22 protein-coding genes and 4 pseudogenes are annotated in these 25,871 nt (G+C 70.6%); 16 read left to right on the forward strand and 10 right to left on the reverse strand.

Annotated elements, in window-relative coordinates; all coding sequences use genetic code 11:
• Positions 1–276: 276 nt before the first annotated feature.
• A pseudogene (locus HEP81_RS01200) lies at positions 277–945 on the forward strand (IS256 family transposase); the annotation flags it as partial.
• A gap of 775 nt (positions 946–1,720) precedes the next feature.
• Here the strand turns inward: HEP81_RS01200 and HEP81_RS01205 are convergent.
• The 3 genes from HEP81_RS01205 to HEP81_RS01215 form a co-directional block, all read right to left on the reverse strand.
• Entirely contained in the window at positions 1,721–1,954 is a 234-nt protein-coding gene (locus tag HEP81_RS01205) for a non-oxidative hydroxyarylic acid decarboxylases subunit D (protein WP_037662643.1), read from the reverse strand.
• Positions 1,955–2,025: 71 nt separating this feature from the next.
• Entirely contained in the window at positions 2,026–3,453 is a 1,428-nt protein-coding gene (locus HEP81_RS01210) for a non-oxidative hydroxyarylic acid decarboxylases subunit C (protein WP_037662641.1), read from the reverse strand.
• Between the two features lie 55 nt (positions 3,454–3,508).
• Positions 3,509–4,099: a non-oxidative hydroxyarylic acid decarboxylases subunit B gene (locus HEP81_RS01215; protein WP_037662639.1), complete on the reverse strand. Its 591-nt coding sequence runs from the start codon at positions 4,097–4,099 to the stop codon at positions 3,509–3,511.
• A 97-nt stretch (positions 4,100–4,196) separates the two neighbouring features.
• Between HEP81_RS01215 and HEP81_RS01220 the strand changes: the two genes are divergently transcribed.
• Entirely contained in the window at positions 4,197–5,090 is an 894-nt protein-coding gene (locus HEP81_RS01220) for a helix-turn-helix domain-containing protein (protein ID WP_172636765.1), read from the forward strand.
• A 211-nt stretch (positions 5,091–5,301) separates the two neighbouring features.
• Here HEP81_RS01220 and HEP81_RS41085 read toward each other — a convergent pair.
• Positions 5,302–5,406: pseudogene (locus tag HEP81_RS41085) on the reverse strand (telomere-protecting terminal protein Tpg); the annotation flags it as partial.
• Positions 5,407–5,670: 264 nt separating this feature from the next.
• Between HEP81_RS41085 and HEP81_RS01225 the strand changes: the two are divergent.
• The 4 genes from HEP81_RS01225 to HEP81_RS01240 all read left to right on the forward strand — a co-directional run bounded on the left by HEP81_RS01225 (position 5,671) and on the right by HEP81_RS01240 (position 11,890).
• On the forward strand, positions 5,671–6,270 hold the full coding sequence (locus HEP81_RS01225; RefSeq protein ID WP_037662635.1) for a cation diffusion facilitator family transporter: 600 nt from the start codon (positions 5,671–5,673) through the stop codon (positions 6,268–6,270).
• 627 nt (positions 6,271–6,897) lie between these two features.
• Positions 6,898–7,338 (forward strand): effector-associated constant component EACC1, encoded by a 441-nt coding sequence (locus HEP81_RS01230; protein ID WP_274599511.1) that lies wholly within the window; start codon positions 6,898–6,900, stop codon positions 7,336–7,338.
• Between the two features lie 423 nt (positions 7,339–7,761).
• The gene (locus HEP81_RS01235; RefSeq protein ID WP_051850619.1) at positions 7,762–11,049 is read left to right on the forward strand and encodes an AAA family ATPase; all 3,288 of its coding nucleotides are present in this window, start codon (positions 7,762–7,764) and stop codon (positions 11,047–11,049) included.
• Complete coding sequence (locus tag HEP81_RS01240; protein ID WP_157854629.1) at positions 11,033–11,890, forward strand: WD40 repeat domain-containing protein; 858 nt, start codon at positions 11,033–11,035, stop codon at positions 11,888–11,890. Before HEP81_RS01235 ends, HEP81_RS01240 begins: the two co-directional genes overlap by 17 nt.
• 447 nt (positions 11,891–12,337) lie before the next feature.
• Here the strand turns inward: HEP81_RS01240 and HEP81_RS01245 are convergent, their stop codons facing one another.
• Positions 12,338–12,871, reverse strand: a complete 534-nt coding sequence (locus tag HEP81_RS01245; RefSeq protein ID WP_243279250.1) for a MarR family winged helix-turn-helix transcriptional regulator — start codon at positions 12,869–12,871, stop codon at positions 12,338–12,340.
• A gap of 70 nt (positions 12,872–12,941) precedes the next feature.
• On the opposite strand from HEP81_RS01245, the gene HEP81_RS01250 reads away from it, so the two are divergent.
• Complete coding sequence (locus HEP81_RS01250) at positions 12,942–13,547, forward strand: phenolic acid decarboxylase (protein ID WP_106980072.1); 606 nt, start codon at positions 12,942–12,944, stop codon at positions 13,545–13,547.
• An 11-nt stretch (positions 13,548–13,558) separates the two neighbouring features.
• Here the strand turns inward: HEP81_RS01250 and HEP81_RS01255 are convergent.
• Positions 13,559–13,732: pseudogene (locus tag HEP81_RS01255) on the reverse strand (ATP-binding protein); the annotation flags it as partial.
• Positions 13,733–14,135: 403 nt separating this feature from the next.
• Between HEP81_RS01255 and HEP81_RS01260 the strand changes: the two are divergent.
• The 7 genes from HEP81_RS01260 to HEP81_RS01290 all read left to right on the forward strand — a co-directional run bounded on the left by HEP81_RS01260 (position 14,136) and on the right by HEP81_RS01290 (position 19,664).
• Positions 14,136–14,312, forward strand: coding sequence for a hypothetical protein (locus tag HEP81_RS01260; RefSeq protein WP_243279251.1), 177 nt, complete (start codon positions 14,136–14,138; stop codon positions 14,310–14,312).
• A 215-nt stretch (positions 14,313–14,527) separates the two neighbouring features.
• Positions 14,528–15,373: a DUF1206 domain-containing protein gene (locus HEP81_RS01265; protein ID WP_172624496.1), complete on the forward strand. Its 846-nt coding sequence runs from the start codon at positions 14,528–14,530 to the stop codon at positions 15,371–15,373.
• 568 nt (positions 15,374–15,941) lie between these two features.
• Entirely contained in the window at positions 15,942–16,109 is a 168-nt protein-coding gene (locus HEP81_RS01270) for a hypothetical protein (RefSeq protein ID WP_157854627.1), read from the forward strand.
• 247 nt (positions 16,110–16,356) lie between these two features.
• Positions 16,357–17,049: a LysE family transporter gene (locus tag HEP81_RS01275; protein WP_243279252.1), complete on the forward strand. Its 693-nt coding sequence runs from the start codon at positions 16,357–16,359 to the stop codon at positions 17,047–17,049.
• On the forward strand, positions 16,937–17,689 hold the full coding sequence (locus tag HEP81_RS01280) for an SDR family oxidoreductase (protein WP_037662622.1): 753 nt from the start codon (positions 16,937–16,939) through the stop codon (positions 17,687–17,689). Before HEP81_RS01275 ends, HEP81_RS01280 begins: the two co-directional genes overlap by 113 nt.
• Before the next feature lie 97 nt (positions 17,690–17,786).
• Complete coding sequence (locus HEP81_RS01285) at positions 17,787–18,731, forward strand: NAD-dependent epimerase/dehydratase family protein (RefSeq protein ID WP_037662620.1); 945 nt, start codon at positions 17,787–17,789, stop codon at positions 18,729–18,731.
• A 6-nt stretch (positions 18,732–18,737) separates the two neighbouring features.
• Positions 18,738–19,664, forward strand: coding sequence for an RNA polymerase sigma-70 factor (locus tag HEP81_RS01290; protein ID WP_037662618.1), 927 nt, complete (start codon positions 18,738–18,740; stop codon positions 19,662–19,664).
• A 730-nt stretch (positions 19,665–20,394) separates the two neighbouring features.
• Here HEP81_RS01290 and HEP81_RS01295 read toward each other — a convergent pair.
• The gene (locus HEP81_RS01295) at positions 20,395–21,564 is read right to left on the reverse strand and encodes a glycine-rich protein (protein ID WP_051850616.1); all 1,170 of its coding nucleotides are present in this window, start codon (positions 21,562–21,564) and stop codon (positions 20,395–20,397) included.
• 275 nt (positions 21,565–21,839) lie between these two features.
• On the opposite strand from HEP81_RS01295, the gene HEP81_RS42540 reads away from it, so the two are divergent.
• Positions 21,840–22,535, forward strand: a complete 696-nt coding sequence (locus HEP81_RS42540; protein ID WP_078967711.1) for a helix-turn-helix domain-containing protein — start codon at positions 21,840–21,842, stop codon at positions 22,533–22,535.
• Positions 22,536–22,562: 27 nt separating this feature from the next.
• Here the strand turns inward: HEP81_RS42540 and HEP81_RS01305 are convergent, their stop codons facing one another.
• A complete protein-coding gene (locus HEP81_RS01305; RefSeq protein ID WP_078967710.1) occupies positions 22,563–22,907 on the reverse strand; it encodes a VOC family protein in 345 nt (114 codons plus the stop codon).
• A gap of 226 nt (positions 22,908–23,133) precedes the next feature.
• Here HEP81_RS01305 and HEP81_RS01310 point away from each other — a divergent pair.
• Positions 23,134–23,762: pseudogene (locus tag HEP81_RS01310) on the forward strand (transposase family protein).
• 643 nt (positions 23,763–24,405) lie between these two features.
• Here HEP81_RS01310 and HEP81_RS01315 read toward each other — a convergent pair.
• A complete protein-coding gene (locus HEP81_RS01315) occupies positions 24,406–25,263 on the reverse strand; it encodes a hypothetical protein (RefSeq protein WP_157854621.1) in 858 nt (285 codons plus the stop codon).
• Positions 25,264–25,559: 296 nt separating this feature from the next.
• Positions 25,560–25,841 carry a hypothetical protein gene (locus tag HEP81_RS01320; RefSeq protein WP_157854619.1) on the reverse strand — a complete coding sequence of 94 codons (282 nt, stop codon included), beginning with the start codon at positions 25,839–25,841 and terminating at the stop codon, positions 25,560–25,562.
• Between the last annotated feature and the right edge of the window lie 30 nt (positions 25,842–25,871).

A 25,871-nucleotide genomic window follows, 5' to 3' on the forward strand; every position in this document is an offset into this window, starting at 1 on the left:
GCGACGCCGGCGACACGGTCACGGCTCGCAGGCCGCCACTCGCGCTCCCCCGTCCACCTCGACAGCTGCAATGGGCCGGCTGCTGCGCATGAGATCGGCAAACGTGCCGCTGAGAGCAGCCTCGGAATGGGCCAACAGCACCGAACGGCTTGCCTGCTCGGGTGCGGGCAGGCGGTCCAGCCACTCCATCGGGCGGGGGAACATCGCGTCACCGGTGGCCATCGTCGGCAGCGCGAAGAACACACCGACCGCCCCCGACTGCGCGGCCAGACGGCGGCGAGCACGGCTTCCGCCGAGGGCCGGCGGGAGATCCTGGGCCTGCGGGCCGGCGACGGCGGCGAGGGCGCCAAGTACTGGTTGCACATCCTCACCGAGATCAAGAACCGCGGCGTGAACGACGTCCTCATGCTGGTCTGCGACGGGCTCAAGGGCCTGCCCGAGGCGGTGGAGACCGTCTGGCCCCGGACCGTCGTGCAGACCTGCGTGGTGCATCTGCTGCGGAACTCCTTCCGCTATGCCGCCCGCCAGGACTGGGACAAGATCGCCAAGCTTCTGAAGCCGATCTACACGGCGCCGACCGAGGAGGCTGCCCTGGAGCGGTTCGCCGAGTTCGCCGACGCCTGGGGCCGGAAGTATCCGGCGATCGTGAAGCTGTGGGAGAACGCCTGGGAAGAGTTCACCCCCTTCCTGCGGTTCGACACGGAGATCCGCCGCATCGTCTGCACCACCAACGCGATCGAGTCGGTGAACGCGCGGATCCGCCGGGCGGTCAAGGCCCGTGGACACTTCCCCAACGAGCAGGCCGCCCTGAAGTGCGTCTACGTGGCGATCATGTCCCTCGACCCCACGGGCAAGGGCCAGGCCCGCTGGACCATGCGCTGGGAGACCGCGCTGAACGCCTTCGACATCACCTTCGACGGCCGCCTGTCGGCAGCCCGTCAGTAGCCCCAACTACCCTAGTTACACCGCTCCTTTGACAGACCCTGCTGGTGCGGTCCGGGAACGCCCGACGCGTTTGCGTGGTGCCTGCAGCGGTTCAGGAGGGATCGGCGGCGTAGATCAGCCGGCGGAGGGCGCCGTACAGGGGTTGTTCCGTAACGGCTTCCCGCATGCCCTGGGCTGTTCCGTCCTGAACGCCGAGGGGCGACCGCCTGCGTTGTCAGGGGCGCGCGCACGGAGAGCGAGAGCGTCTCGTCGTCCACATAGCCGTAGTGAGTGGCCAGAGCCGCCGTCGGTCAGCACGGGAACCAGCTGCGAACAGCCTGCGGTGCCACGGCCGGCCGCGCCGTAGTCCGCGAAACTGCGGACTCCGGCGCGGCCAGAGCAGTTGCGGTGCGGCCTTTTCAGTCGCTGGGGTCGTGGGAGAGGCCGTCGTCGAGGACGATGCGGATGGCCTCGCCTTGCCCGGTGGCGTCGCCGAGTTCGGCCGCGATGCGGTTTCAAAGGTGGTCATGGCCAGTGCCCAGTCGCCCTGGAGAGGGGTGGCGGTGGAGCGGGTGTTCCACAGCTCGATCAGCAGGGCGATGAGGGAGCGTCCGGACAGGACAGTCTGGACGCGGCCTTCCTTGATGTCCTCGACGGATGAGGGAAGTGGTCCATCCGGTCGTCGGTCAGGGTCGGAGCACCGAGCGCCGTCGCCCTCGGGTCGAAGCGGTACTCCCAGGTGGCGAGCAGCCTTGTACGCCCGCCTGCCCAGAGCGGGCGGGCGGGCGTATGTCTCTCAGGCAGGAGTGCGCAGCGGCGGCACCGCCGGGACCTCGGGGGCGGCCTCTATGTCGTCGGCGGTCAGCCGGAACTGCTCGGGATAGGCCTCGCGCCGGGTGCGGCGGGCCGGTTCCGTAGTGCGCCAGGTGTACAGACAGCGTCCGCACTGCAGGACGTCCCAGACGTCGGGGACGGGTGAGGAGTGCAGCGTCTCGACGGTCTCGAAGGCGCAGCGGGGGCACACGGGCATGGGGGGCTCTCCCTCTCGAAGGCGGGTGCCGGGATTCTCGGCAGATGTCGGGCGGGTGGGCGCCGGGCGGCTCAGCCGCGTGCGGCCATGAGGTTCTGGATCCTGGTCACCCACTGGCGCGTCTCGGGCAGGTCCTTCGCCGGTGTCGAGAAGTTGCCGCGCACGTCGGGGGCGACCGGCGTGGTGGCGTCGATGATCATCTTGCTGGTGATGCCGGCGGGCTGCGCGGCGGGCGCCAGTTCGACGACCGGCAGGTTGGGCATGACCAGTACGTCGCCGGACGGGTTGACCTTCGCGGACACCGCCCACATGACCTGGGGCAGGTCGAACGGGTCCACGTCCTCGTCGACCACGATGACCGTGGTGATGTACCCCAGACCGTGCGGCGTGGTCATGGCGCGCATCGCTACCGCCTTGGCGAAGCCGCCGTAGCGCTTCCTGGTGGAGATGATGGCCAGCAGGCCGTGCGTGTACATGGCATTGACGGCCTGGACCTCGGGGAACTCGGCGCGCAGTTGCTTCAGCAGCGGGACACAGGTGTTGGGGCCGACCAGGTAGTCGCACTCGGTCCACGGCATGCCCAGGTAGAGCGACTCGAAGACCGGGCGGGTGCGGTACGAGATCCGGTCGACGCGGATCACGGGCATCCGGCGGCCGCCGGAGTAGTGCCCGGTGAACTCACCGAACGGTCCCTCGATCTGGCGCTTCCGGCCCTCCACGACACCCTCGATCACGACCTCCGACCCCCAGGGCACGTCGAAGCCGGTGAGCGGCGCGGTGGCGATCGGCGCGGGCGCGCCACGCAGGGCGCCCGCCATCTCGTACTCGCTCTGGTCGTAGCCCATCGGCATGCCGGCCACGATGGCCATGACCGGGTCGTTGCCGAGGGTGATGGCGATCGGCAGGTCCTCGCCCCGTTCCTCGGCCTTGCGCAGGTGCAGGGCGACGTCGTGGACGGGTACGGGCTGGATGGCCAGCCGGTCGCGGCCGACGACCTCCAGTCGGTACGTGCCGACGTTCTGCTTGCCGAAACTTCCGGGGTCCTCGGGATCGCGCGAGACCACGGCGGCCTTGTCGAGGTAGAAGCCACCGTCACCGTCGTTGAGCCGGAACAGGGGCAGCACGGAGAAGAGGTCGACGTCGTCGCCCTCCTGGGTGTTGGCGCGCCACGGCGCGTCTTCGCGCCGTTCGGGCGGGACGGGGAACGCGTCCCAGCGCCGGGCGAACTCGGCCACCTGCTCCTTCACCGGGGTGTGCTTGGGCAGGCCGAGGGCGAGCGCGTGGTTGGCCCAGGAGCCGTGCACGTTGAGGGCGATACGGGCGTCGGTGAAGCCCCTGACGTTGTCGAACCAGAGGGCGGGGGCGCCTTCTCCGATCCGGCCGGCGGCGTTGGCGGCGGCGGCCAGATCCGGTTCGGGGAGGACTTCCTCGCTGACCCGCAGCAGTTGCCCCTCCTTGTCGAGGGTGTCGAGGAAGGAGCGCAGATCGTCGTAGGGCATGGGTACTCCGTGGAATGTCGCTGCGGAAGCGGGGGCGGGGGTGGCCGGTGCCTCGTCAGGAGGCCGGCCGCAGGGATCGGGCGGCACGCATCCCCTCCCACCGCTTGGCGGCCGGAGCGGGCAGGTCGAGCTGGTCGAGGAGACGCGCGACGACGTGGTCGACGATGTCGTCCACGGTCTGCGGATGGTTGTAGAAGGCGGGCATGGGCGGCACCATCCGGACGCCCATCCGCGACAGCATGAGCATGTTCTCCAGGTGGATCTCGCTCAGCGGAGTCTCCCTGGGCACCAGCACGAGCGGGCGGCGTTCCTTGAGGACGACGTCTGCGGCCCGGCCGACCAGACCGTCGGCGTAACCGGCGCGGATGCCGGCGAGGGTCTTCATCGAGCACGGCACGATCACCATGCCGTCGGTGCGGAAGGAACCGGAGGAGATGACGGCTCCCTGGTCCTCGGGGCGGTGCACGACATCGGCCAGTTCTCCGACCGCGTCCGCGGACAGGCCGGTCTCCAGCTCGATCGTGGTGCGCGCCCACCGGCTGAGGACCAGGTGTGTCTCCACCTCGGGCAGCTCGGCCAGGGTCTGAAGGAAACGGACACCGAGGACGGCGCCCGTGGCCCCCGTCATTCCCACGATCAGTCTCATACGGCGGTCACCTCTCGGCCCTGCGGCGCTGACCTGCGCCGACGTAAACAGCCTAGGAGCGCGGGCACGGCACCCGGCGGTAAGCTCGGGACTCACGATGGGCAAAAACGGACAGTCTTCGACGCCGGTGATCCGGGAGCTGGTGTTCCGGCACACGGCGGGGTCGCCACCCGGTCTGGAGCTGGTGGACCTGGCGGCGCTGGCCGAACGCGCACTGCGGCACGGCAACGATCCCTACGCGCCCCTGCGGCCGGCCTTCCACCAACTCATCGCGGTGCGCTCCGGTCGGATCGGTGTCTGGGTGGACTTCACGGCGTACGAGCCGGGCGCGGGCGACTGGCTGTGGATCCGGCCGGGGCAGGTGCAGCGCTGGGGGCCGGGTCTGACAGAGGCGGACGGTGTGGTCGTCGCCTTCCCGCCGGGATTCCCGGACTCGGCGACCACCGCCGCCAGCGTCGCCGACCCGACCTTCGCACGGGGCCCGATCAGTCCGGCGGGCCCGGAGGCCGAGGGGTTGCGCAGGGCCCTGGACCACCTGCGCTACGAGTACGACAGCTCGTCGCAGCTGCCGCTGGAGGCTCACCTGAGAGCGTTGCGGCACCTGCTGGCGGTGCTGGTGGAACGGCTGACGGCGGCCTACGGGTCCGAGTCCGGCAGGGCGGTGCCGAGCGAGACGTTCCGTCGCTTCCACAGAGCCGTCGAGCGCGATTTCGCCGTCACCCGGCGGGTGGAGGACTACGCTGCCGCCCTCGGCTACAGTCGGCGCACTCTCACGCGGGCCACGGAGGCGGCCGTCGGGATGTCGGCGAAGCGCTATGTCGATGAGCGGGTGGTTCTGGAGGCCAAGCGGGAGCTGGCCCAAGGTGACCTGGCTGTGGGCGCGGTGGCCGAACGACTCGGTTTCGCAGGGGCCGGCGACTTCACCAAGTTCTTCCGGCAGCGCACCGGCGCCACGCCGACGGCGTTCCGGCGGAGGGCACGCGGGGCGTAGCGAGAGGGGCGGGTGGTGGCGGGTGGCAAGAGACCGGGCCGTTCGAACCGGGTGACCGCCTCAGCACACGTACTCTGATTCGGCAGGGACGGCGGAGCTTTCCGGAAGGGCCGTTCGCGGACCGCCTCCGGCCGCTCCGGACATGCTGTGCCGGCGCCGGCCGAACGTGGACCGGCACCCGCGTCTCCCCCGCGCTCCCGGCCCCACCCTCATCGCGCCCTATGCGGTCGCGCAGCTCGCGGCGGGGTCGCTTGAGCTGGCCGGCCACGTACCGTTCCACGATGTGCTGGGAGATCCCCAGGAGCTGAGCGACGGCTGTCCAACGTGGAGGACACCGCATGCCTGGAGGCGTTCGGCCGGGCCGTCAACGCCACGACCGCGCCGCGGCTGTCCTTGGGAGCGCGCCGTCGTGCAGCGTGCAGGGCCCCGACCGACGGCCCTTCCGTAGGATGCGAAACGCCTCGCCCCGGCAGCTTGAGTGCCTGTTGGTAATCCTGAGTTGCGCGTTTGCCCAGCTCAGGATTCGAACGGAAGGAGAAGGGGTGCGGGCCTCGCTGGGGGTGGCTGGGAGAATCGCCCGGTGAGTGATGTGAAGGGGACCTCGCGTCAGAGCCTGCCGCGTCGGGGCTTTGCCCTTGAGTACGTGACTTTGAGCTGGAATGTGGTTGGCATCGTGGTGCTGGCCATCGCCGCGGTCGGGGCGAAGTCGGTTGCTTTGGCCGGGTTCGGACTCGATTCCCTGATCGAGATCGGCGCCTCGACGGTGGTGATCTGGGAACTGTCCGGGACGGGTGAGGACCGGCAGCGTCGTGCCCTGCGGCTGATCGGAGTTGGTTTCGCGCTGTTGGCGGTGTATCTGCTGGTGCAGTCGACGTGGGTGCTGGCCAGCGGTTTCCGCCCGCGTCATTCGCTACTGGGGATCGTGTGGACCGCGATGACCGCCGGGGCGATGTTCGCGCTGGCCTGGGGCAAGGCCCGCACCGGTGCCGCGTTGGGCAATCCGGTGCTCAAGACGGAGGGCCGGGTCACGCTGATCGACGGCCTGCTGGCCGCCGCGGTGCTGCTCGGTCTGGTCCTCAACATCGTGGCCGGCTGGTGGTTCGCCGACCCGGCAGCGGGCTACGTGCTGGTGTACTACGCGGTCCGCGAAGTGAAAGAGATCTTCTTCGGGGACCACTGACCGGGCAGCCGGAGACGGAGCCGAAGCGGCTGCCGGGTGGAGGATGCGGGCATGGTGCCGACCGCAGCCCGGCGACGCGGGCGCGAACGAGAGCCTGGCTGGGGTGGCACTGCTGACCGGCAGTGTCGCGCAGATCAGTCGCGTTGGGCCTCGTGGGGTAGCAGTACACGGCCGCAGGCCGACGCACGGCTGAAAGCACGGACGCCCCGCCGTGCCCCGAACTCATCCGGCTCCTGGGCAACGGCCCCACCGGAGTCGGCTGGGAAGTCGAACGGCCTTCGTCTGATCCCAGCCGGGACCGCCCGACGGAGCTCACGACACTCTCACGTCCTCACGCAGTGAGACGTTCGTCGTCCCAGTGGACCATGGCGTGTCCCAGCTCGTCAGCAAGCGCATCGCCGGACGGGAGGCGCAACTGGCGGCCCAGCCGTTCATCCCGGCGCTGCGCGCCGAGCACGTGGGTGAGCAGATTGAGTGGCGGCCACGATAGGCATCGCCGGTCATCTTCTGCGGTCGCACTCCTTCTCCTTCACATTTCACGCCCTGTTGTTCCCTCCCGAACCATTGCTAGCCTCCCGGCACGGCAAGCGAGATCGGCAAACTGGCGGGGGCGTCGTGGACGTGCGAGTGGACGCGGAGGGTCCGGACGCTGCGGACCGACTCCGTTCCTTATACGGCTGGTTGAGCGACGACCAACTGTTGCGGGGGCGGCTCGGGCTGCGTGAGCGACCGCCGGAGCCGGGGACCCTCGGACCGGTGCTGGAGGCGGTGTTGGTGGCGCTCGGCCCCGGGGGCGCGGCGACCGCGCTGGCCACCGGGGTGATCGCCTGGCTGCGTAACCGGCGCGGGGACGTGCGGCTGAAGGTGACGCTGGAGGACGGCCGCTCGCTGGAGCTGACTGGCAAACGCGTGGCCGGTCTCGATGCCGCCGCGCTGCGACGGCAGGCCGCGGACCTCGCCGCCCTCCTGGGGCAAGGGGACGAGAACCCCGAGCGCCGGCACCCCGAGCCCCGCGAGATCCCCGAACGCGGAGGACACGGGGACCCCGAACGCCGCGAGCTGTCATGACCGATCCAGCCCCGGCACGTCCGAGTACCGATCTGACCGGCGCCGGCGTCCGCGTCCTCCTCCTCGCCACCGCCGAGCACGACGGCCCCGGCCTGTCCCCGGTTCCGTCCGCCGCCCTGGGCCACCGCGCTCTGCGCACCGCCCTGATCGAGCGCTGCGGAGTGCCGCCCGAGCAGATCCGGGGCGAACTCGACCCGCCGGATGCCAGGTTCATGGCCCAGGCGGTCGCCGAGGAGGCTCAGAATGCGGACAGCGTGCTGCTCGTCCACTTCGTTGGGCACGGTCTGCTCGATGTGGACGGGGAGCTGTACCTCGCGGCCCGCGCCACCGACCGGCTCACCCCGGGCCTCGCCGCCCACCAGGCGCTGTCCTTCGCCGCGTTGCGCCAAGCCCTCGCCTCAAGCCGCGCCGCGTCCATCGTGCGTGCTCCTCCTCGACTGCTGCTTCTCCGGCCGCCCGGTGCTCGGACACGGCGCGTCCGTACCGGCGTTCAGCACGGAGCCCACGCCGGGCGTGTACTTCGTCGGCTCCGCCGAGCAACTCGCTCTCGCATCCTCGGACTCCGAACGCACCGCGTTCACCGGCGCGCTCATCGATGTACTGGAGGAAGGGGATCCGCGCGGGCCGCACCCGATGACCCTGGACTCGGTGTACGACGCGGTTTTTCGCGTGATGCGGGAGCGCCAGCTCCCGTTGCCGCGGCGGCAGGCCGAGGGGCTTGTCGGCAACCTGGTCCTCGCGCCCAACCCCGCGGTGGCCACGCCGGAAGGCGCCCCGGAAGCGCCGGCCCCGCCCACCCCGGGCCGCTCCCCCTACCCCGGCCTGAACCCGTACGCCCCCGACGATGCGCGGCTGTTCCACGGGCGCGAGCGAATGGTCGCACGACTGCTCGCGGCGCTGCGCGAGGAGACCGAGCCCTCTGATCCCGGAGAGCCACCGGCGCCTCCGCACGGCCTCTGGATCCTCGTCGGCCCCTCCGGGTCCGGCAAGACGTCCCTGCTCAACGCCGGTCTCCTGCACCGGCTGCGGGATGGCGCGCTTGCCGGTTCGGCCGGCTGGCCCGTGTTGCGGATGGCCCCCGGCGCCGTACCGCTGCGCCGCCTCGCCGACCGGTTCGCCGTACCGCCAGACGATCTCGGGGCGCTGCGCACGAACCCCGAGGGGGCCGCGTCCGGGCTGGTCAACCGGATGCTCGCAGAGCGGCCCGGCCAGCGCGTGGTGCTCGTGGTCGACCAGTTGGAGGAGTCGTTCACCCTCTGCCGGGACGAGTCCGAACGGGCCGCGTTCCTCCGGGTACTGACTGTCCTGTCCAGAAGCATGCTCATCATCCTCGCCCTGCGCGCCGACTTCTACGGCCGGGCCGCCGCCGAGCCCGCGCTCCTCCCCGCCCTGCGCGACCGCGCCGTCCTGGTGGAGCCGATGACCGCCGGGGAGCTGCGCGCCGCAATCGAGGAGCCGGCCACCCGCAGTGGCCTACGACTGGACGACGGCCTCGCCGAGTTGATCCTGCACGAGTTCGGCGCGGTGAACGGCGAACGGCCCGCCGCCGGTGCACTGCCCCTGCTGTCGCACGCCCTGTGGGAGACCTGGCGACGGCGCGAGGACACCCGGCTGACCTTCGCCGGCTACCGTGCCGCCGGGGGCATCGCCCAGGCACTGGCGCGCACCGCCGAGGAAATCCACGACAAGCTGGACGCCGAGGGCCGGGCCGTCCTGAAGCACCTGCTCACCCGACTGGTCCGGGTCGGCGACGACGGCTCCCCCGACACGGCCCGTCCGGTGGAGCGTAGGGCCCTGGTGCATGGACTGCCCGGGGAACCGGCCCGCCGGTTGATCGAACAGCTCACCGCCGCCCGGCTGCTCACCCACGACCAGGACACCACCCGGCTCAGCCACGAGGCGCTGATCCGGGCCTGGCCGCCGCTTCAGGGCTGGGTAGACGCGGACCGCGCGTGGCTGCGGCTGCGTCAGCAACTCACCGACGACGCCGCCGTCTGGGACCGCTCAGAACGCGACCCCTCCCTGCTCTACAGGGGAAACCGACTGGCCACCCTGCGCGACCGGCTGGAGGACGCAGCCGAGGGCGCGCGGGAGCTTGACTCCCTGCCCGCTGCGTTCAAAGACGCGTCAGTTCGGCTGGAACAAAGGGGCGTCCGCCGCCGCCGGGCCGCTGTGGCAGTCCTCGCCACTCTGTTCCTGCTCGCCACCACCGGCCTGGTCGGCTCACTGGTCTTCCAGCGGCAGGCTGAGCAGGCGCACCAGCGCGATCTCGCCCGCTACCTCGCGGCCGAGGCCGAGGACCTGCGCACCACCCAGCCGGGCCTGGCGAAACAACTCAGCCTGCTGTCGTTCGAAATGAACAAGGACGCCGGCCGCTCCGCCCTGCTGAACAGTCGGCGCGCCCCTGGCCTGATCAACGGCGGACAGTCCGCAACCGACCTCGCCACCAGCACAGACGGCAAGATGCTCGCGATCTCGTCCGGGGACTGGATCGTGCTGCGCACCAAGGACGGCCCGGTGCGGGTCGCAGCGGACTCGGTGGGTGCCGTCGCCGTCAGCCGGGATGGCCGGGCGCTGGCCGCCGTCACCCACCCGGACAACGGCTCGGAGCCCGCGACGGTACGGCTGTGGGACCTCACGCGCCCGGCGAAGCCCCGGCCGACGGCGGCCTTGAAGGCGGACGGCCCCGTCGACACGCTCGTCTTCGGCGCCGACGGCAAGGTGCTGTACGGCGGTGCCAGGTCCGGGCGAATCCTGCGCTGGCGCCTCGCCGGCCCGGCCGCACCCGCCGCGCTGCCGGCATTGGACGACCGGTCCGGGACGATCGACTCGCTGGCCGTCTCTCCTCGCCGGGACCTGCTGGCCGCGATGAGCAAGGACGGCCGGATCGCGGTGTGGAAGGTGGCCGACCCGGCGCGTCCCGAGCGGGTGACCACGCTCAGCGGTGCGCCGTACTCGGTGTCCGCCGCCGGCACGTTGCACCGGGTGGCCTTCGATCGCACCGGGATGCTGCTGGCTGCACCGATGGCGGTGAAGAGCGAGTACGGCCTGGGGCTGTGGCGCCTCGACGAACCGGGCAAACCGCAGCGCATCCGCCGGGAAGGGGAGGACGGCGACTACAGCTCCAGCAACTGCATAGGCGATCTGACCTCCCTGGCGTTCAGTCCGGCGCACGACCAGATCGTCGGCGCGTGCGACACCTGGCACGCCTGGGCTTACCGGTCCGACTCCCTCGATCACCTGATCGTGGCCGGTGCGACGATCTCGATCCCGACGGGGTTCAAAGCGACCGGGACGATCCTGTTCGATCCGGGCAAGAGCCGTCGGCTGATGCTGACCACCGACCACGGCGTGCTCATCTGGTACCTGTCCAACGCCATGCAACCGGGCGCCGACACCACGCTGCCGCTCCCGGTCGGCGTCGGGAGTCAGGTGGACTACCGCAGGGCCGGCCGCAGGCAGCTGATGGCGTGGGAAGGCGTGGGGGCCAACTACCTGGCCGACGTGACCGACCTGGACAACCGCCGTCTCGTGGCGGCCACCCGCGCCCCCGACATGTTCACCGGCGGGGACATCGCGCTGAGCCCTGACGGGAAACTCCTCGCCGACGTCGAGCTGTACAAGAAGGACAAAGGCAAAGCCCGGTATGTCGGGGGTGCGGCTGCGGGACACCACGCGCGACAACACGCCCCTGTTGAGCACGATCGGTGACGAGCTGCACAACGGCGTCCAGGTGATCGCCTTCAGCCCCACCGAGCCCTTGCTCGCGATCTCCGATGTGAACGGCTGGCGGAACGGGAACAAGGCGCCCACCGCCGTCCGGCTTTTCGACGTCAAGGACCCGCGGCATCCCCGGGAGGTCGGCCATATCAACACCGACCCCGTGGAGCTGGCGTTCTCCCCCGACGGCAGGACGCTGCTCGCCTCCGTGGGGGACGTGGCGGACAAGACCACCGGCCGGGCCGCCTGGTCGCGGCTGGACAGCTGGGACGTCACCGACCCTGCCCATCCGGCCAGACTGTGGACGCACCGCCTGCCCACCGGCATCAGCTCCCTGAACACGGCCTTCCGGCCCGACGGCAAGCTGCTCGCGCTCTATCTCGGCGACGGCACCCTGACCCTGTGGCCCGTCGCCCACGACCGCCTCGCCGGCAAACCCGCCGCCACCACGCAGATCGGGCAGTACAGCAGCCCCCTGTCGTTCACCCCCGACGGCTCCCGCCTCGCGCTGATCTCGACCATCATCTCCGAGGGCGACGACTACACCCGGCCCGAGATCTGGGACGTGAGCGACCCCAGGGGCCCCACCCGGGAGTCGTACCTGGCCGAGGACTCCCCCGGGGAGCTGTACTCGGTCATCTTCAGCCCCGACGGCCACCGCCTCGCCGTGGCGCGCGGCTCCAACGCGGGTGGGGTCGACCTGTGGAGCATCACCCCGACGCCCCTCGTCAACGACCTGTGCGAGTCGGTCGGCGACCCGATCAGCAGGAAGCAGTGGCGGCAGTACCTGCCGGGCCGGCCGTACGACCCCCCGTGCGGGACCGGCGGTTAGCCTACGCATCGATCTTGGCCGGGAGGCCCAGAAGTCGAGCCGGTCGACATCGCGCTGGGCGTTCAGTTGAGGCCAGTGGAGAGCTTCAGGAGTGGCCCGGCGGTCTTGGAGCGGGGATCCGCGGCCGGGAAAGGTTTTCACCGCAGCTTCCCTCGTGAGGACTCTGCCCACAGGGCCGCAGTTCGAGCATCGGGTTCGAAGCCGCCGCGATCGGCGGGGCGGCCCGTCGTTCAGGAGCCGACATGCCCGACACACGTGATGCACGAGAGGCGGTACTTCAACGACCCCTTCGGCGCGCCGGCCTGGCGGGCCGCGCTCGCGGAGCGGATGCCGGGCCGGACCTTCGCCGGAGCCTAAGGATGTCTCCCGATATGCCGCCGGGCCCTGTCACCACGAAGCCTTCCGCACCGGTTCGGGGTCCCACTTGACGGGGTGTACGCAACCTGATCAAGGACTGGCCGAGTCCGGCCGGGTGCCGTCGCCGGTCTCCAGCGCGGTGACCAGCCGGTCCAGGGCCGGCAGCGCCTGGTGCAGCGCTGCCCGGTCGGCGTCGGACAGCTCCTCCACGACGCGGGTGAGGGCCGCGGTGCTGGCCCGGTCGTAGCGCTCCAGCAGGTTCAGGGCTTCCGCCGACGCGGTGAGCACCACCGTCCGTTGGTCGTGCTCGGGCCGGACCCGTTCCACCAGCCGTGCGGCGGACATCGCCCGGACCAGGTTGCTCACGGTGGACGGTGCCACCCGCACGCGTGTGGCCGCAGCGCCGGGGCTGAGACCCTCAGGCGAGGAGGACAGGGCCCGTAGCAGTTCGATCTGTGCCTCCGGCAGGTCGGGCAGCCCCTCGGCGTTGCGGGTGGCACGAAGGACGGCACGCCGCAGCGGTCCCAGAAGTCCGCCCAGTCCCGCCGCGACGCGCGCCGCCTCCGGCGCCTCGGTTGCACCGCGGTCAGCCATCCCGTCCGCCGCTCTCTCTGTGTTGCGCATGCTCCATTGTGTACCGAGCAGATAAGATTTTGTGGCAAACATATTTTGTGGCAAAGTGGAGTGGAGGGTGATGGCACTGGACCGGCCGAACCCCACGCCGACGGCTGACCGCCCGCAGCACAGCAAGGAGCACCACCATGACCACCGTGCACGACACCCCGACGACCGTCGAGAACCCGTCCCGCCGCAGGATCTGTCCGGCATCGTCGGGCACCGGTTCATCTACACGTACGCCAACAGCTGGCAGTACGAGATGTACGTCAAGAACGCCACGACCATCGACTACCGCATTCACTCCGGGATGGTCGGCGGCCGCTGGGTGAAGGACCAGGAGGTCGACTTGGTGCGACTCTCCGACGACATATACAAGGTGTCCTGGAACGAACCAACCGGCACCTCGGTCGTCGTCAATGTCCTGCCCCGCCAGCGGGTCCTGCACGGCACCATCTTCTTCCCTCAGTGGATCGAGCAGGACGGCAGCAAGACGGTGCTGTACCAGAACGACCACCTGGAGGAGATGCGCGCCTACCGGGACGCCGGCCCCACCTACCCGATCTACGTCGTCCCTGAGTTCGCCCGCATCACCCTGTTCGAGTACGTCGGCGAGAACGACGAGAGCGTCGTCGCGGTCGGCCCCGAGGAGCTGCCCCGAGGCTTCGCCGACCGCACCAACTGAAGGCGCTGGCATCACCCCGCCGCCTCCTGCGGCGGGTACCCCGCGGTGGCTTCGCTGCGGAGGTTGTCGGCGTGGGACTGGTGAGCGCGGAGCCGGTAGGACGGTCCGTCGATGCCGACCACGGCAGCATGGTGCAGGAGCCGGTCGAGCATCGCGGCGGCGACGGTCGCGTCGCCGAAGGCGCCAGCCCAGTCGGCGGAGTGCCCCATCTGCCGGACGTCACTTCAGGTCAACCGCAATGCGGAGACCCGGCACACCTACCGCAGCCCTCGCTGCAAGGCAGAGGCTGCTCGGCGCCGACGCCGCGAACGCGACGAAGCCGCCGATGTTGCTGAAGGCGAACCGATGACGTCAGTGTCGCCAGACCCGACACCACTCGCACCCATGGCCGTCCGGAACTGCCCACACTGCGACAAGCCCGTCACCATCGTCGCCCTGCTGGCCACTCCCGGGGCCGCACGACCCACCATCCCAGCAACAAGCCGGGACGTGATCCCGATGCGCAGACGGCACCACCTACCGGTGGCGACTCCGCGGACGGCCGACCTACGACCAGGGCCTGGTCCGGTCACCCCTCGCTCCACACTGGTGGTCACCACCAACCAGCCGCACCTGAACAACTGGTTCGGAACACAAGGCAGTCCGATCCTGACCGGCCAGGTGGCTGACAGGAACCGCACCGCACTCAGCGACGGCTGGACGCCCGAGGACCCCGGCTCACCATTCCACCTCGACCAGTCAGCGGGCTTCGCCTCGTCCCACTGAGCCCCCTCTTCGCCCCGGTTGGTTCACTCTTGAACCAACCGGGGCGAAGAGTAGCAGTGGGGAAAATTCGAGATCGGCATCAACGTCGCCGTCAAGCCCCCCAAGGAGTAGGGCACGCGCGCCGGACGCCTCCCGCCGAGCGGGCGGGGGCGCGGCGCTCACAGTCGTCCCCCGCCCCCGGGTGTCGGAAGCGGTCCCCGGGGCAACGGCGAGATATGGATGCACAGTCATGGGCACCAAAGGCGCGCGGGGAGGCTCGCCGGGCCGCGGACGGCAAGACGATGGAGGTGGCGGCCCGGTCCGGTTTCGCCGCACAGGGACTGATCTACGTCCTCGTCGGCGTCATCGCGCTGCGGATCGCCTTCGGTGGCGACAGCGGACGGCAGCAGGCCGACCGGGGCGGCGCCCTGGAGGAACTCGCCGGCCGCACCCTTGGGACGGCGATGCTCTGGATCGTCGGCGCCGCGCTCGCCGGTATGGGGGTGTGGCGGCTGTCCGAGGCGGTCTTCGGCGGGGCGGATGCGCAGGCCGGCAAGCCCTCGAAGCGGGTGGCGGCGGCGGGCCGGTGTGTCTTCTACGCCTTCCTGTCCTTCTCGGTGCTGTCCTACGCGGTGGGCGCCCGCGGCAGCGGCAGCGGCTCCTCCGACCGGGGCACGCAGGACGTCACCGGCACGATCCTGCGGTGGCCGGGCGGGCAGTGGCTGGTGGGCCTCGGCGGCGTCGCCGTGGTGACCGCCGGTCTGTGGATGTCGACACGGGCCCTGCGCAAGAAGTTCCGGAAGGAACTGCTGACCGGCGCCATGTCGCCCGGGGCCCGGCGGTTCACGGACTTCTTCGGTGTGGTCGGGGGTACGGCGCGCGGTGTCGTCTTCGCCGTGGCGGGCGTGTTCGCCGTCGTGGCGGCGGTCCGGCATCGGCCCGGGGAGGCGAAGGGCATGGACGACACACTGCGTTCCTTCCGTGATCTGCCGGCCGGCCCCTGGCTGTTGGCCGCCATCGCGCTCGGTCTGGCCGCGTTCGGTGTCTTCTCCTGGTGCAACGCGCGCTGGCACCGGCTGTGACCGCGGGGCGGGGGTCGCGCGGCCGTCCGCCGCGGCCGTCCGCCGCAGACGGCGGCGGCCGGGACCGCCCGGTGCGCGGGGGCGGAGACGGGCGATCACCGGGAGGGCGCGGAGCGCCTCACGGCTTTTGCGCTCGCTTTGGCAGTCGCCTGGTCCGTCCAACGCCACCAACGCTCATGACAGTGGCGGCGCGACGGCTCCCGGCTGGGAGGACGCGCTCGTTGAGCTGAGCTTCGTCGGCATGGGAGTGGGGCTGGCCGCCTGTCTGTCTCGCCGTTGGCCCCACGCTTTCACCGGCCGGCTCGGCGCCGGGGCGCGTTCTGGGGGCACGGAACGCGGGAGTCCGGTGTGGCGGCACTGGGCGGCCGGTTGCACGTGGGGGCTGTCCCATCCCAGTGATCGCGACGGTGACTGGCGCACGCTGGATCTGGTCTTCGGTCTGTGGGCGTTCATCGGCTCGGCTGCCGTCTGGGTCGCCGCCAGGGGCCGCCCCGCGCCTTTACCGCGCTGGCTTCCGATGATCCTTGGTCCCCTGGGGTAGGGAGCACTGTTCGCCTGCAGCGCCTGGATGCTGCCGTTCACCGACTATGCCGCCGTAGCGGGACGTACGGCGGGCTCGGTGATGCCGGAGAACCTGGCGGTCGCCACGGTGCTGCACGGGGCCGCCGCGCTCGCCGGAGCCACGGTGCTGCGGTCCCTGTTGCGGACCTACGTCCGACTGGCCGGGTCCGTGTGAGTGATCGGCCGCCGCCCCGTAGCGGGGTTCGACGACGGCATGATGGTGAGCGACGGCCGGTGGAGGACCCGAAGTCCTAGGTCGAAGGTCGCCTTTCGTCGCCGGGATCGGCTTGTGATGATGCCGAGGTGCCCGGTCTTCATCAACTCCTCGCGTTCTGTGCGCTGTCCGCGTTCATCGCCCTCCTTCCCGGCCCCGACGTGCTGTTCGTGGCAGGACGGCGCTCGCCTTCGGGCGACGGGCAGAGGTGGGCTCCGTCATAGGTAATGCGATCGGCGGCTACGCCCTCGTCGTCGCGGTGGCGCTGGGGCCGGGGACCATGGTGGAGCGGTCAGCCCCGGTGTACAGCGTCATCAAGCCCGGTGGTGCGGCCTATCTGATCTTCCTGGGGGCGAAGGCGGTCCGAGCTCGTCCGGTTGTGCCGAAGGCACGGGCGGCGTTCAGGTCGCGGCGAAGCCGCTGCGGCGCACGGTGTGGGAGGGCACGATGGTCGGGGCGACGAACCCGAAAGGCATCTTGTTCCTCACGGCCGTGCTGCCCCAGTTCGTGGACCGGGGCCGTGGGCACGTCATGGGTCAGATGCGCTTCTCGGGCTGGCCGGGGCCCTGCCGGCCCCCTCGTGCGACTGCGTGTGAGGGCTGACCGCCGCGGCGACGCGGGAACCGGTTCGGCCGCTCTCTCGGCGGTTGGCTTTCGCCGACCGCGCGGGCGGTGCGGCCGTGATCGGGCCCGGTCTCAAGCCTTCGCTGGACCGCACCGATTGACGCCCGTTTCACCAGCAAGGACAGCGGCCGACGGCCGTCAACTCCAGGGACAGCAGGTCTTCCATGAGCTTCCATCAGCAGCGGGTCGTCATCACGGGCGCTTCCCGAGATTTCGGCCGCACGCTCGCCATCCGTTCTGCCCAGAAAGGCGCGGAGGTGTTCTTGTCCGCCCGTAGCCTGGAGGCGTCGCGGCGTGTTGCGAACGAGATACGCGCGCTGGGTCACGAAAGGGTTCACGCCTTCGCGTGCGACCTCAGCGATGCCGCCTCGATCCGGCGGTTCGCCGATGAACTGGCCCAGTCCACCGACCGGGTGGACGTCCTGATCAACAACGGCGCCCGCTGGCTGGAGGGGCCGGACATCCTCTCCGCCAGCGACGAGGACGTGATCGACACGATCGCCTCCGGAGCCACCGGCACGGTCCTGATGGTGAAACGCCTCCTGCCGCTGCTGCTGGCGTCCGACCATCCCGACATCGTCAACATGATCTCGGCTGCCGGGCTTCCGGCTCACTACCGCTCCACAGCGCATGACGCGTTCTACGCCGCGAAGAGCGCGCAGGCCGGCTTCGCCGACATCCTCTCCAGGCGGCTGCGCCCCCGGGGCGTGCGCGTCATCGCGCTCTACCCGCCGGACTTCTCCAACCCTGACCCGCTGTCGCCGCAGTGGGAGAGTACGCCGCGCGGTTCCGGTGACGTCCTCACAGCCCACTCCGTCGCGGAGTGCGTGTTCTTCGCTCTCGGGCAGCCCCGGGACTGCTTCATCAAGTCGTTCCACTTCGAGCAGGTTCCAGACGTGCTGACGAACCAGCGGTAGCGATGCCGGCACCGTCCTGTGAAGCGGATCACAGCAGATCATGGAGCGAAGGGGTGTCTCGTCTTTCCGTGTGTAAGCACGATCAAGGGAGGCACTCGTGAAGATCTTCGTCGCCGGCGCGACCGGCGCCATCGGCAGCCGGCTTGTGCCCCAGCTCGTCGCGCGTGGGCACGACGTCGTGGGCACCACCCGGTCCGCCGCAAGGGCCGGTACGCTGCGGGTACTCGGGGCCGAGTCCGTCGTCATGGACGCGCTGGACCCCGACTCAGTGGCCGACGCAGTGGCCAAGGCCGAGCCTGAGGTGGTCGTCCACCAGCTCACCGCGCTGAGCGGACCGGCCGATATGAAGAGTGTGAAACGGATGGCGGCGGCCACCAATGAACTGCGCGTCGCTGGGACCGACCATCTGCTGGCAGCCGCACGTGCCGTCGGCGTGCACAGGTTCGTGGCCCAGAGCAACGCCCTGTGGATGCAGCGCACCGGAGGCTCGGTCGCCGACGAGAGCGGCCGCATCGAGCCGAACCCGCCGGCGGACGGGGCGGAGGCGGTGGCCGCGCTGCGCCACCTCGAGGACTCGGTGACGGGCATCAGCTGGGCCCAGGGCATCGCACTGCGCTACGGCGGCTTCTACGGGCCGGGCACCGGCATGAGCGCGGCGCCGGACGCAGTCATGGCCGAGCAGATCCGCAGGCGCAAGTTCCCGATCGTCGGCGGGGGCGGTGGCGTGTGGTCGCTGGTGCACATCGACGACGCCGCCTCGGCCACGGTCGCGGCCGTCGAACGCGGCACATCCGGGATCTACCACATCGCCGACGACGAGCCCGCGCCGATCCACGTGTGGCTTCCGGAACTCGCCCGCGCGCTCGGTGCGAAACCGCCGCGCCGCGTCCCTGCGTGGCTCGTCCGTCCCCTGGCCGGCAAGGCTGCGGTGGATACCATGACGCAGGCTCGGGGAATCTCCAGCCAGAAGGCCAAGCACGAGCTGGGCTGGACGCTTCGATACCCCAGTTGGCGCACGGGTTTCACCCGGGGATTGGAGTAGCCGGACATGTCTGACTCCGATCTGTACAAAGAGCTGCGCCCCCCGGCGTTCGCGATCGCCTACCGCATGCTCGGCAGCGTGAGCGAGGCCGAGGACGTCGTGCAGGAGACGTTCCTGCGAATGCACCAGACCCTGCAACGCCACGAGCCCATCGCCTCTCCACGCGCGTACATCGCCACGCTGACCACCCGGTTGGCCATCGACCATCTCCGCTCGGCACGCGTGCGGCGGGAGAGTTACGTCGGTGAGTGGCTCCCGGAGCCGCTGGTCACCGGTCCGACGCCGGCCGACCTCGCCGAGACGGCCGACTCGCTGTCGCTGGCGTTCCTGGTGCTGCTGGAGAGCCTGTCCCCGCGCCAGCGGGCAGCCTTCCTGCTGCGCGAGGTGTTCGACTACCCGTACCCACAGATCGCCGAGATCCTCGGGACCAATGTCGACGGCACGCGGCACCTGGTAGCCCGGGCGCGCAATCACCTCTGTGAGCGCCGGCCGCGCTACCACGCTTCAAGGCGGCAACGGGAGCAGCTGGCCAAACGGTTCGTCGCCGCCGCCCAGAACGGCGATCTGGGGGCGCTGGAGGCGCTTCTGGCCCAGGACGTGGCGCTGCACGGCGACGGCGGCGGCAAGGTGCCAGCACTCGGCCGGATGGTGAGCGGCCGGGAGCGCGTAGCACGAACAGTGCTCCGGGGGTTCTCCGTGTACGCGCACCACGGCGTGCACATCCGCCTCACCGACGTCAACGGCCAGCCCGGCGCCCTGGCGTTCGACGAGCGGCACCGGCTGGTCGGCGTCATGGGATTCGACATCGCCGAGGGCCGCATCCATTCGATCCACTCCGTCAACAACCCCGACAAGCTGCACCACCTCGGCCAGGTCAGCGATCTCGGCCTCGATGTGCGCGCGAGCGGTCACCGAGCCGACGGCAACAGCTGAACGGCTGGTCGCCCTCTTTTCACCGGCAGGTTGCCGCCCGATCATCTGTCACGGTCCGCACCCCGAATCAGCGGCGGACGGTCGCGCGCTCAATCGCCTCCACGCCCCATGGACGAGGGAGCCTGCCCGAGGAAGGCGCGTGCCGTGCGGGCCAGGTGGGCATGGTCGGCGAAGCCCGCTGTAGCCGCGGCCGCCGTCGACCCGGACCTGCCGAGCGCGGACATCCGCATCGGCTGCGCCCGCTGTTCAGCTGTCGACGGCGGCCAGTACGTACTGGCGATCCCGGCCCAGCGACCTCGCCCAGTAGCCAAGATCACCTGTGGCGGCGCCGAGTCGGCGCCGACCCCAGAGCACCCCGTCGGGCCTTCGGGGTGACGGGTGGACCGAGAATGATCGCCCCGGTGCCGGCCACAGGGGCCGGCGAGTACCGGAGGGACGAGTTGCACAACGCGGGGCGCCCGCAGAGTGCTTCGGCGCGGAGCCTTTCGACGGCGGTGCTCTCCGTCGCGCAGGCTTCCGGCCCCAGCCAGGCCTGCGCGACGAGTTCGGCGCCGGCGACACGGTCACGGCTCGCAGACCGCCACTCACGCTCCCCCGTCCCGTCCACATCGACCGCTGCAATGGGCCGACTGCTGCGCATGAGATCGGACAAAACCACGCGTGGGGCCGATGCCGGGCGGGTGACCCGGCAGCGGGCCGGTAGGGCTGGTCGTGGTGCCTCGGCCGCCCGTCAGCGGGTGACGGTCACGGTGGTGGTCTCGGGGTTGCTGCTGTCGCCCTGGTAGACGGTGTCACCGCTGTAGACAGCAGTGATGGTGTGTGTGCCAGTGGTGTGGAAGGCGGTGACCAGGCCGGCGGCGGCGCAGCGGCCGAGGCCCAGGAGCAGGCGTGTGCTACCGAGGGTCTCGCCGGTGGTGGTGTCGGTGAAAGTGACGGTGCCGGTGGGCCTGGTCGTGGAGCCCGCGGTGGGACAGACCAGGTCGCTGAGGACGAGCGGAAGGCCGACGCGCGTGTGGGGGAGCATCGCGGTCAGCACGGTCGTCACGGGCTTGCCGGGAGTCGTGTAGCTGATGGTGATGCTCGCGGCGCTACTCGTGAGCGTGGGCCCGGTGCCGCCTGCGGGGACGAGGGACGATCCGCCGCCACCGCCCCCCGCGCTGCCGAACGGAGTGGCCAGGCCGTTGAGGCTGCCGCCACCGCCACCGCCATAGAGGCCGCCACCGCCCGCGCCGCCCGTCCCGGCACCGCCGTTGCCGCCGGTGCCGAGTGCACCGGAACCGCCGGGAGTGCCACCCGGGGCGCTTCCGCCCGCGCCTCCCTGGGTGCCGGTGCCGGCACCGCCACCCATTCCTCCGTCGCATGCCCCGTTCTGGCCGGGCTGCCCGGCGTCACCACCATGGCTTCCCGGGCAGGACGAGCTGAAGACCTCGCCTGCCCCGCCGCCGCCCGCGGCCACAATGAGCCGGGAGTCGGTGGTGGTCAGGGGCGTGGCGGCCGGCTGCGTGCGGACGTCGGAGGCACCGCCCCCTCCGCCGCCGAAGCGGCTGGTGCCTCCGCCGTTGAAGCCGCCGATGCACGGCGAGAACACGTAACAGGCCGACGTGTTGATCGGGACGCCGCCGACCTCGACGTAGAGGGTCTGACCGGCGGTCAGGCCGCCGAGGGTGCCCGAAACCTGAGCGCCACGGCCGCCGGCCGTGTTGTTGACGCCCTCCAGGCCGCCGGCCGCGCCGATCGCCGTGACGTCGACCTGGGAGACGCCGCCGGGGACAGTGAAGGCCTGCTCCGCACCAGTGAAGGCGAACGTGCAGGTGGTGGTGGGGCCAGAGACTGTGCAGGAGCCCTGCGCATGCGCGGTCCCCGGCAGTACCAGCGGGGCGACGGCGGCTGCGCAGAACACCCCGGCCGCGACGGTCGCCGCGCGGCCCCGGAGAGCAGCCGAAAATACACGGTGCCCTGCACCAGGACGTTGCCGGTCAGCTGCGGACAATGGTGAGAACGTCACGATCCACTCCAGGAGGCGGATAAGGACAAGCTGGCGCGAGGTCTTTCCGCCACTGTCGATCACGCAGCCCGGTTCATGGCATCGTGCCGCTCTGACACACCGACACCTCACACCAGCGGACGCCCACCTGGCCTTCGTCAGCAACCCCTGGACCGAGCGCGCCACCAACCATGCACACAACCAGCCGGCAAAGTGACCGGACGCGACAGTTCGACCCCCGCCGCCCCGAAGACCCGCCTCTCCTCGGCCGAGGGGCCACTACGGCTCCAACCGACTGGCGCGGTCGCCGACACCAGCGGCGACCTGCCGTGCACATTGGCACCAGTCGCGGGCGGTCCGCACTGTCCCGACCCCAGGCGGCGGGGTATCCGGTTCGCTTGCGCCACACAGCCGATCATGGTTCCGGCCGGCAGGACGGCGGTCTGACGGAGGCTGAGATCGCCAGGGCGGCCGGGACCAGCGACCGAGCAGTGAGCTTCTACCTGAGCGGTCGGCGGCACCCACAGGCCGAGGTGCTGCCCCGCCTGGCCCACGCGGTCGGGGTGGCTGATCCGCTCGGCCTGTGCGGTCTACCGAAGGACGGCGAGCGGATCGTCCACCTGTGCGTGCGGGCCGCGAAGAGCCGGGCGAAGATGGCAGCCGAGCTCGGCTGGCACCGGCGACCTACCGGGGGTGGGAGGCCCGCGGCCACGCCCCGGACAAGATGGCCGACCCCCGCGACGGCTGGGAGGAGAACCCCCAGCGGCCTGGCTGGGGCTGGCGGGTGCACACCCCGTCCTTCATCAGGCCCATGGTCGAGAAGGGCGCGAGCATCAAAGGCACTTGGCGGCCGGTTTGCTTTACTCGTGTGGACCGTACCCCGGTGATCCAGTACCGCGCAGGTTGAAAGAGGCTCACTGGGTGGGTGCCTCGGCGAGCGAGAGGCTGTTGCCGTCGGGATCCAGCACGACGACGTGGCGTACGCCGTTGCTGTAGGTCTCGAGGGGTTCGTGGTCGATCCCGTGTGCGGCCAGTCGGGCCAGGATGTCGTCGAGGCCGTGCACGCCGAGGGTGATCATGGCTTCGCCTACTCGCTCAGCGCGCACGTCTCGATCGTCAACGACAACCCACGCGTTCTCGCCGACCCGCCACAGGTACTCCTCGCCAATGATCTCGTCCGCCGGGCACCCGAAGAACACCTCATACCACTCCAGTGCCTTGATCCGGTTACTCACGCACATGACGCTGTACAGGTCCACTCGGATCACTCCTCATAGTCGTTTCGGAAGTTGGACCACTCCCGTGGCCAGAACTCATCGGAGGAGGTAGCCCGGTTCTCCACAAGGAAGGTGAGGCCAGGCGCCGTTGGGGTCATCGAACCCCTGCCAACCTCGCATGTCGGCTGAGCAGTTGGCCTGACAGAGGGATGAAGCCACTGGTAGATGGGTTTTCGACCAAGAGAACCGTTTCCACCAGGGGCTTCGCATGCTTGTCGACCCGTCCGGCGTCGACGTGTCCAGTTCCGCCCTCCGCTTCCTCGCCACCCGCCTGAGGGAACACCGTCGCGCTCTCGGCACTCGATGGCGTCGCTTGAGCGCGGGGCGGCAGGCCCTGCTCACCCTTACCCACCTCCGCAACGGCCAGCCTTATGCCCAGCGCGCGGTCGGTTTCCGGATCGGCATCACCACCGTCTACCGGTACGTCACCGAGGCCGTCGAACTCCTGGCTGCCCCCGCCCCCACGCTCGCCGAAGCAGTACGGTCCGCGTCGATGAAGGCGTACCTGATCCTGGACGGGACGCTTCTGCCGATCGACCGGATCGCCGCCGACCGTCCCTTTCTACTCGGGCAAACACAAGAAGCACGGTATGAACGTGCAGGTCATAGCCGACCCGAAGGGGCGCCTCCTCAGGGCTTCACCTGCCCTGGCCAGCGCCGTCCATGACGTCCGGGCCGCACGTCAACAGGTCCCACGCGACGGTCCGGGCACTGGTCGAACAAGCCATCGCCATCCTCAGGTCCTGGCGGCTCCTGCGTAAACTGCGCTGCTCGACGACCCGGATCACGAGCCTCGTCCGTGCGATCCTCACTCTCCATCTGACCAGCTCAGACTGAAGTCGGAAAGGGCTCACTGCAACGGACTCGGGCCGACTGGGAAGCCGAGTGCCGGCGCTGGAACCGGGAGAACTGGGACTACGCGGCAGACCTCGCTCAGGTCGCCGAGCACGCCCGCCGCTGACGTGCCGTACTTGCCTTACGGCTCCTGAGCACCCCAGATAAGAGCAACTCTTCTAGCCGGAGCAGTACCTCCGCGCCGAGTGCGGGTCGGGGACCAGGTCCCGGCCGCAGCCACCGAGGGGCGGTGTCCTCCGGTGCGAACGGCCTCCAACACCGCCAGGGTGATACCCGGAGCGCCGGTGATCGCCCACAGGGCGACCGCCGCCGTCGCCCCCCGTATTCGGCGTTCTCCATGACCTCACGCACCCGTCCGGCGTGCGCCGCGGCGGCGGGGCCGAAGTCGGACAGGAGGAGGACCGGCCCGTACGGCGACATCTGCTCGTCGTGCACCGCTCGCCCGGGAGCCGCAGGGCGGTGCCGTCGTCGCTCCCTGCGATGCGCCACGCGGCCCACGCGATCCTGTGATGGTTGCCCGGGTGGTCGAGGACGACCGCGTCGCGCACGGCGGACGCCGTCGAGGCGGCACCGGGACCCATCGCCAGCAGCACGTCGACCACGCGCAACGAATACCGCGTGTCCTTCAGGAGCAGCAGGACGACGGGGAGCACGGGCAGCGCGTCCGGCCCCCACTCTTCGGCGACGTGCAGCAAGGTGCCCATGATCTCGCCGTGGTCGCCGTGCCGCTCGTGGTCCTGCCGCACCTCCTCCAGCAGTGCGGGCAGCAGGACGTCCGCGTGCTCGCGCAGCGGCGCGAGGACTTCGTGTATCTCCGGCCGACGCGAATCGCCGCCACCCAGCTGCGCCCGAACTGCTCCCGGTAGGGCGCCCAGAGCGACTCGACCAGGCCGGGGAGGCCGCGGGGATCGCCCAGCCGTACCAGGGCCCAACGTGCGAAGTCGCCGACGGTCCCCTCGATCCAGGAAATCTCGTCGGTCCCGGGATCGTCGAGCAGTGCCGCCAGGCGGTCGGCGTACGGGCCGGAGTCAGGGGCGAGCATTGCGAGGAGGTGCGCGGCCTTGAGCCGGACGCAGTCGTCGGCACAGTCCAGCAGCCGTGCCGCGAGGGGCAGCACCGTCGGTGCGGCGGAACGCCGCAGCACCAGGTGCCGCCACGCCTCGTCCAGGACGACCCGGCGCAGCCCGTCGTCCGCGGTGCGTTCCGCCGCCTCGGCCAGCCGGGTCACGAACGACAGGGCAACTAAAAGGACGTGGTCGAGGAGACCGGACACCCATGCGGCGACGTCGTCACGGGTGAAGGGAGTCTCGACGTCCGGCAGCCACCAGATCCGCTCGAACCGGGGGCGTACGGCCGGATCGGCGAGGACTTCCAACAGCAGATTGGCATGCCGGAGGGGGGTATCGCGGTCGAGGGAGGCCCGGGTGATCACGGCCGCCACTTTCATCACCGGCTCGTCGTCGCGCAGCACACGGCTCAGCACCGCCTCCACCGCGGCGGCGAACCGGTGCCGTCCGTCGGGAGATCCGGTCTCGGACGTGCCGTCGGTCGTCTTGGCGCGGGTGCCCAGAGCCAGCAGGAGGGGCAGGCGTACGGCCGGGTCCGTCTCGGCGTGCCCCCGTTCCAGCAGCGCGTCGTCGTCCGCGAGGAGGAGGGCGGCCCGCCGGACGCTCGGCGCGGGGTCCGCGAGGAACGCCGTGATCTTGTCGCCCTGACGCCGCCACTCCTCCCGCCACGCTCCGTGCGTGTCCTGTGCACCGGCGTCGCGCGCCGCACCGTTCAGGTCGCCGACAGTTCGACGAGAGTGACTCGTGCGCCGTTTGCGGGATCGGAGGCAAGCGCCGTGAGGAACGGCAGGGCCGCAGCCGCGACCGACGGCAGCCCGCCTCCCTGGGCGAACAGGCAGGAATACAGCGGGTGGCAGTCCTTCTCCGCCGCCGCCGGGCCTCGCCTGACCAGGCGGCGCAGCGCTCGCGGGACCTCCTTGACCGGATGGTGCTCCGGCACGCCCGTCCGGAACCCGCCCCGGTCCACCGCCTCCACCGCCTCGACTGAAGCCACTGCCGCGGATCACACCGAGCGTCCCTCACG

The sequence above is a fragment of the Streptomyces griseofuscus genome (assembly GCF_014673495.1).
GTDB lineage: Bacteria > Actinomycetota > Actinomycetes > Streptomycetales > Streptomycetaceae > Streptomyces > Streptomyces murinus.

Excerpts from the sequence above, each read along its gene's own strand:
- HEP81_RS01290 (WP_037662618.1), top strand. The coding sequence starts at position 18,738 with ATGTCTGACTCCGATCTGTACAAAGAGCTGCGCCCCCCGGCGTTCGCG.
- HEP81_RS01205 (WP_037662643.1), bottom strand. The coding sequence starts at position 1,954 with ATGCCCGTGTGCCCCCGCTGCGCCTTCGAGACCGTCGAGACGCTGCAC.
- HEP81_RS01265 (WP_172624496.1), top strand. The coding sequence starts at position 14,528 with ATGGATGCACAGTCATGGGCACCAAAGGCGCGCGGGGAGGCTCGCCGG.
- HEP81_RS01220 (WP_172636765.1), top strand. The coding sequence starts at position 4,197 with ATGGGCAAAAACGGACAGTCTTCGACGCCGGTGATCCGGGAGCTGGTG.
- HEP81_RS01270 (WP_157854627.1), top strand. The coding sequence starts at position 15,942 with ATGCTGCCGTTCACCGACTATGCCGCCGTAGCGGGACGTACGGCGGGC.
- HEP81_RS01245 (WP_243279250.1), bottom strand. The coding sequence starts at position 12,871 with ATGCGCAACACAGAGAGAGCGGCGGACGGGATGGCTGACCGCGGTGCA.
- HEP81_RS01280 (WP_037662622.1), top strand. The coding sequence starts at position 16,937 with ATGAGCTTCCATCAGCAGCGGGTCGTCATCACGGGCGCTTCCCGAGAT.
- HEP81_RS01210 (WP_037662641.1), bottom strand. The coding sequence starts at position 3,453 with ATGCCCTACGACGATCTGCGCTCCTTCCTCGACACCCTCGACAAGGAG.
- HEP81_RS42540 (WP_078967711.1), top strand. The coding sequence starts at position 21,840 with ATGCACACAACCAGCCGGCAAAGTGACCGGACGCGACAGTTCGACCCC.
- HEP81_RS01215 (WP_037662639.1), bottom strand. The coding sequence starts at position 4,099 with ATGAGACTGATCGTGGGAATGACGGGGGCCACGGGCGCCGTCCTCGGT.
- HEP81_RS01250 (WP_106980072.1), top strand. The coding sequence starts at position 12,942 with ATGGCACTGGACCGGCCGAACCCCACGCCGACGGCTGACCGCCCGCAG.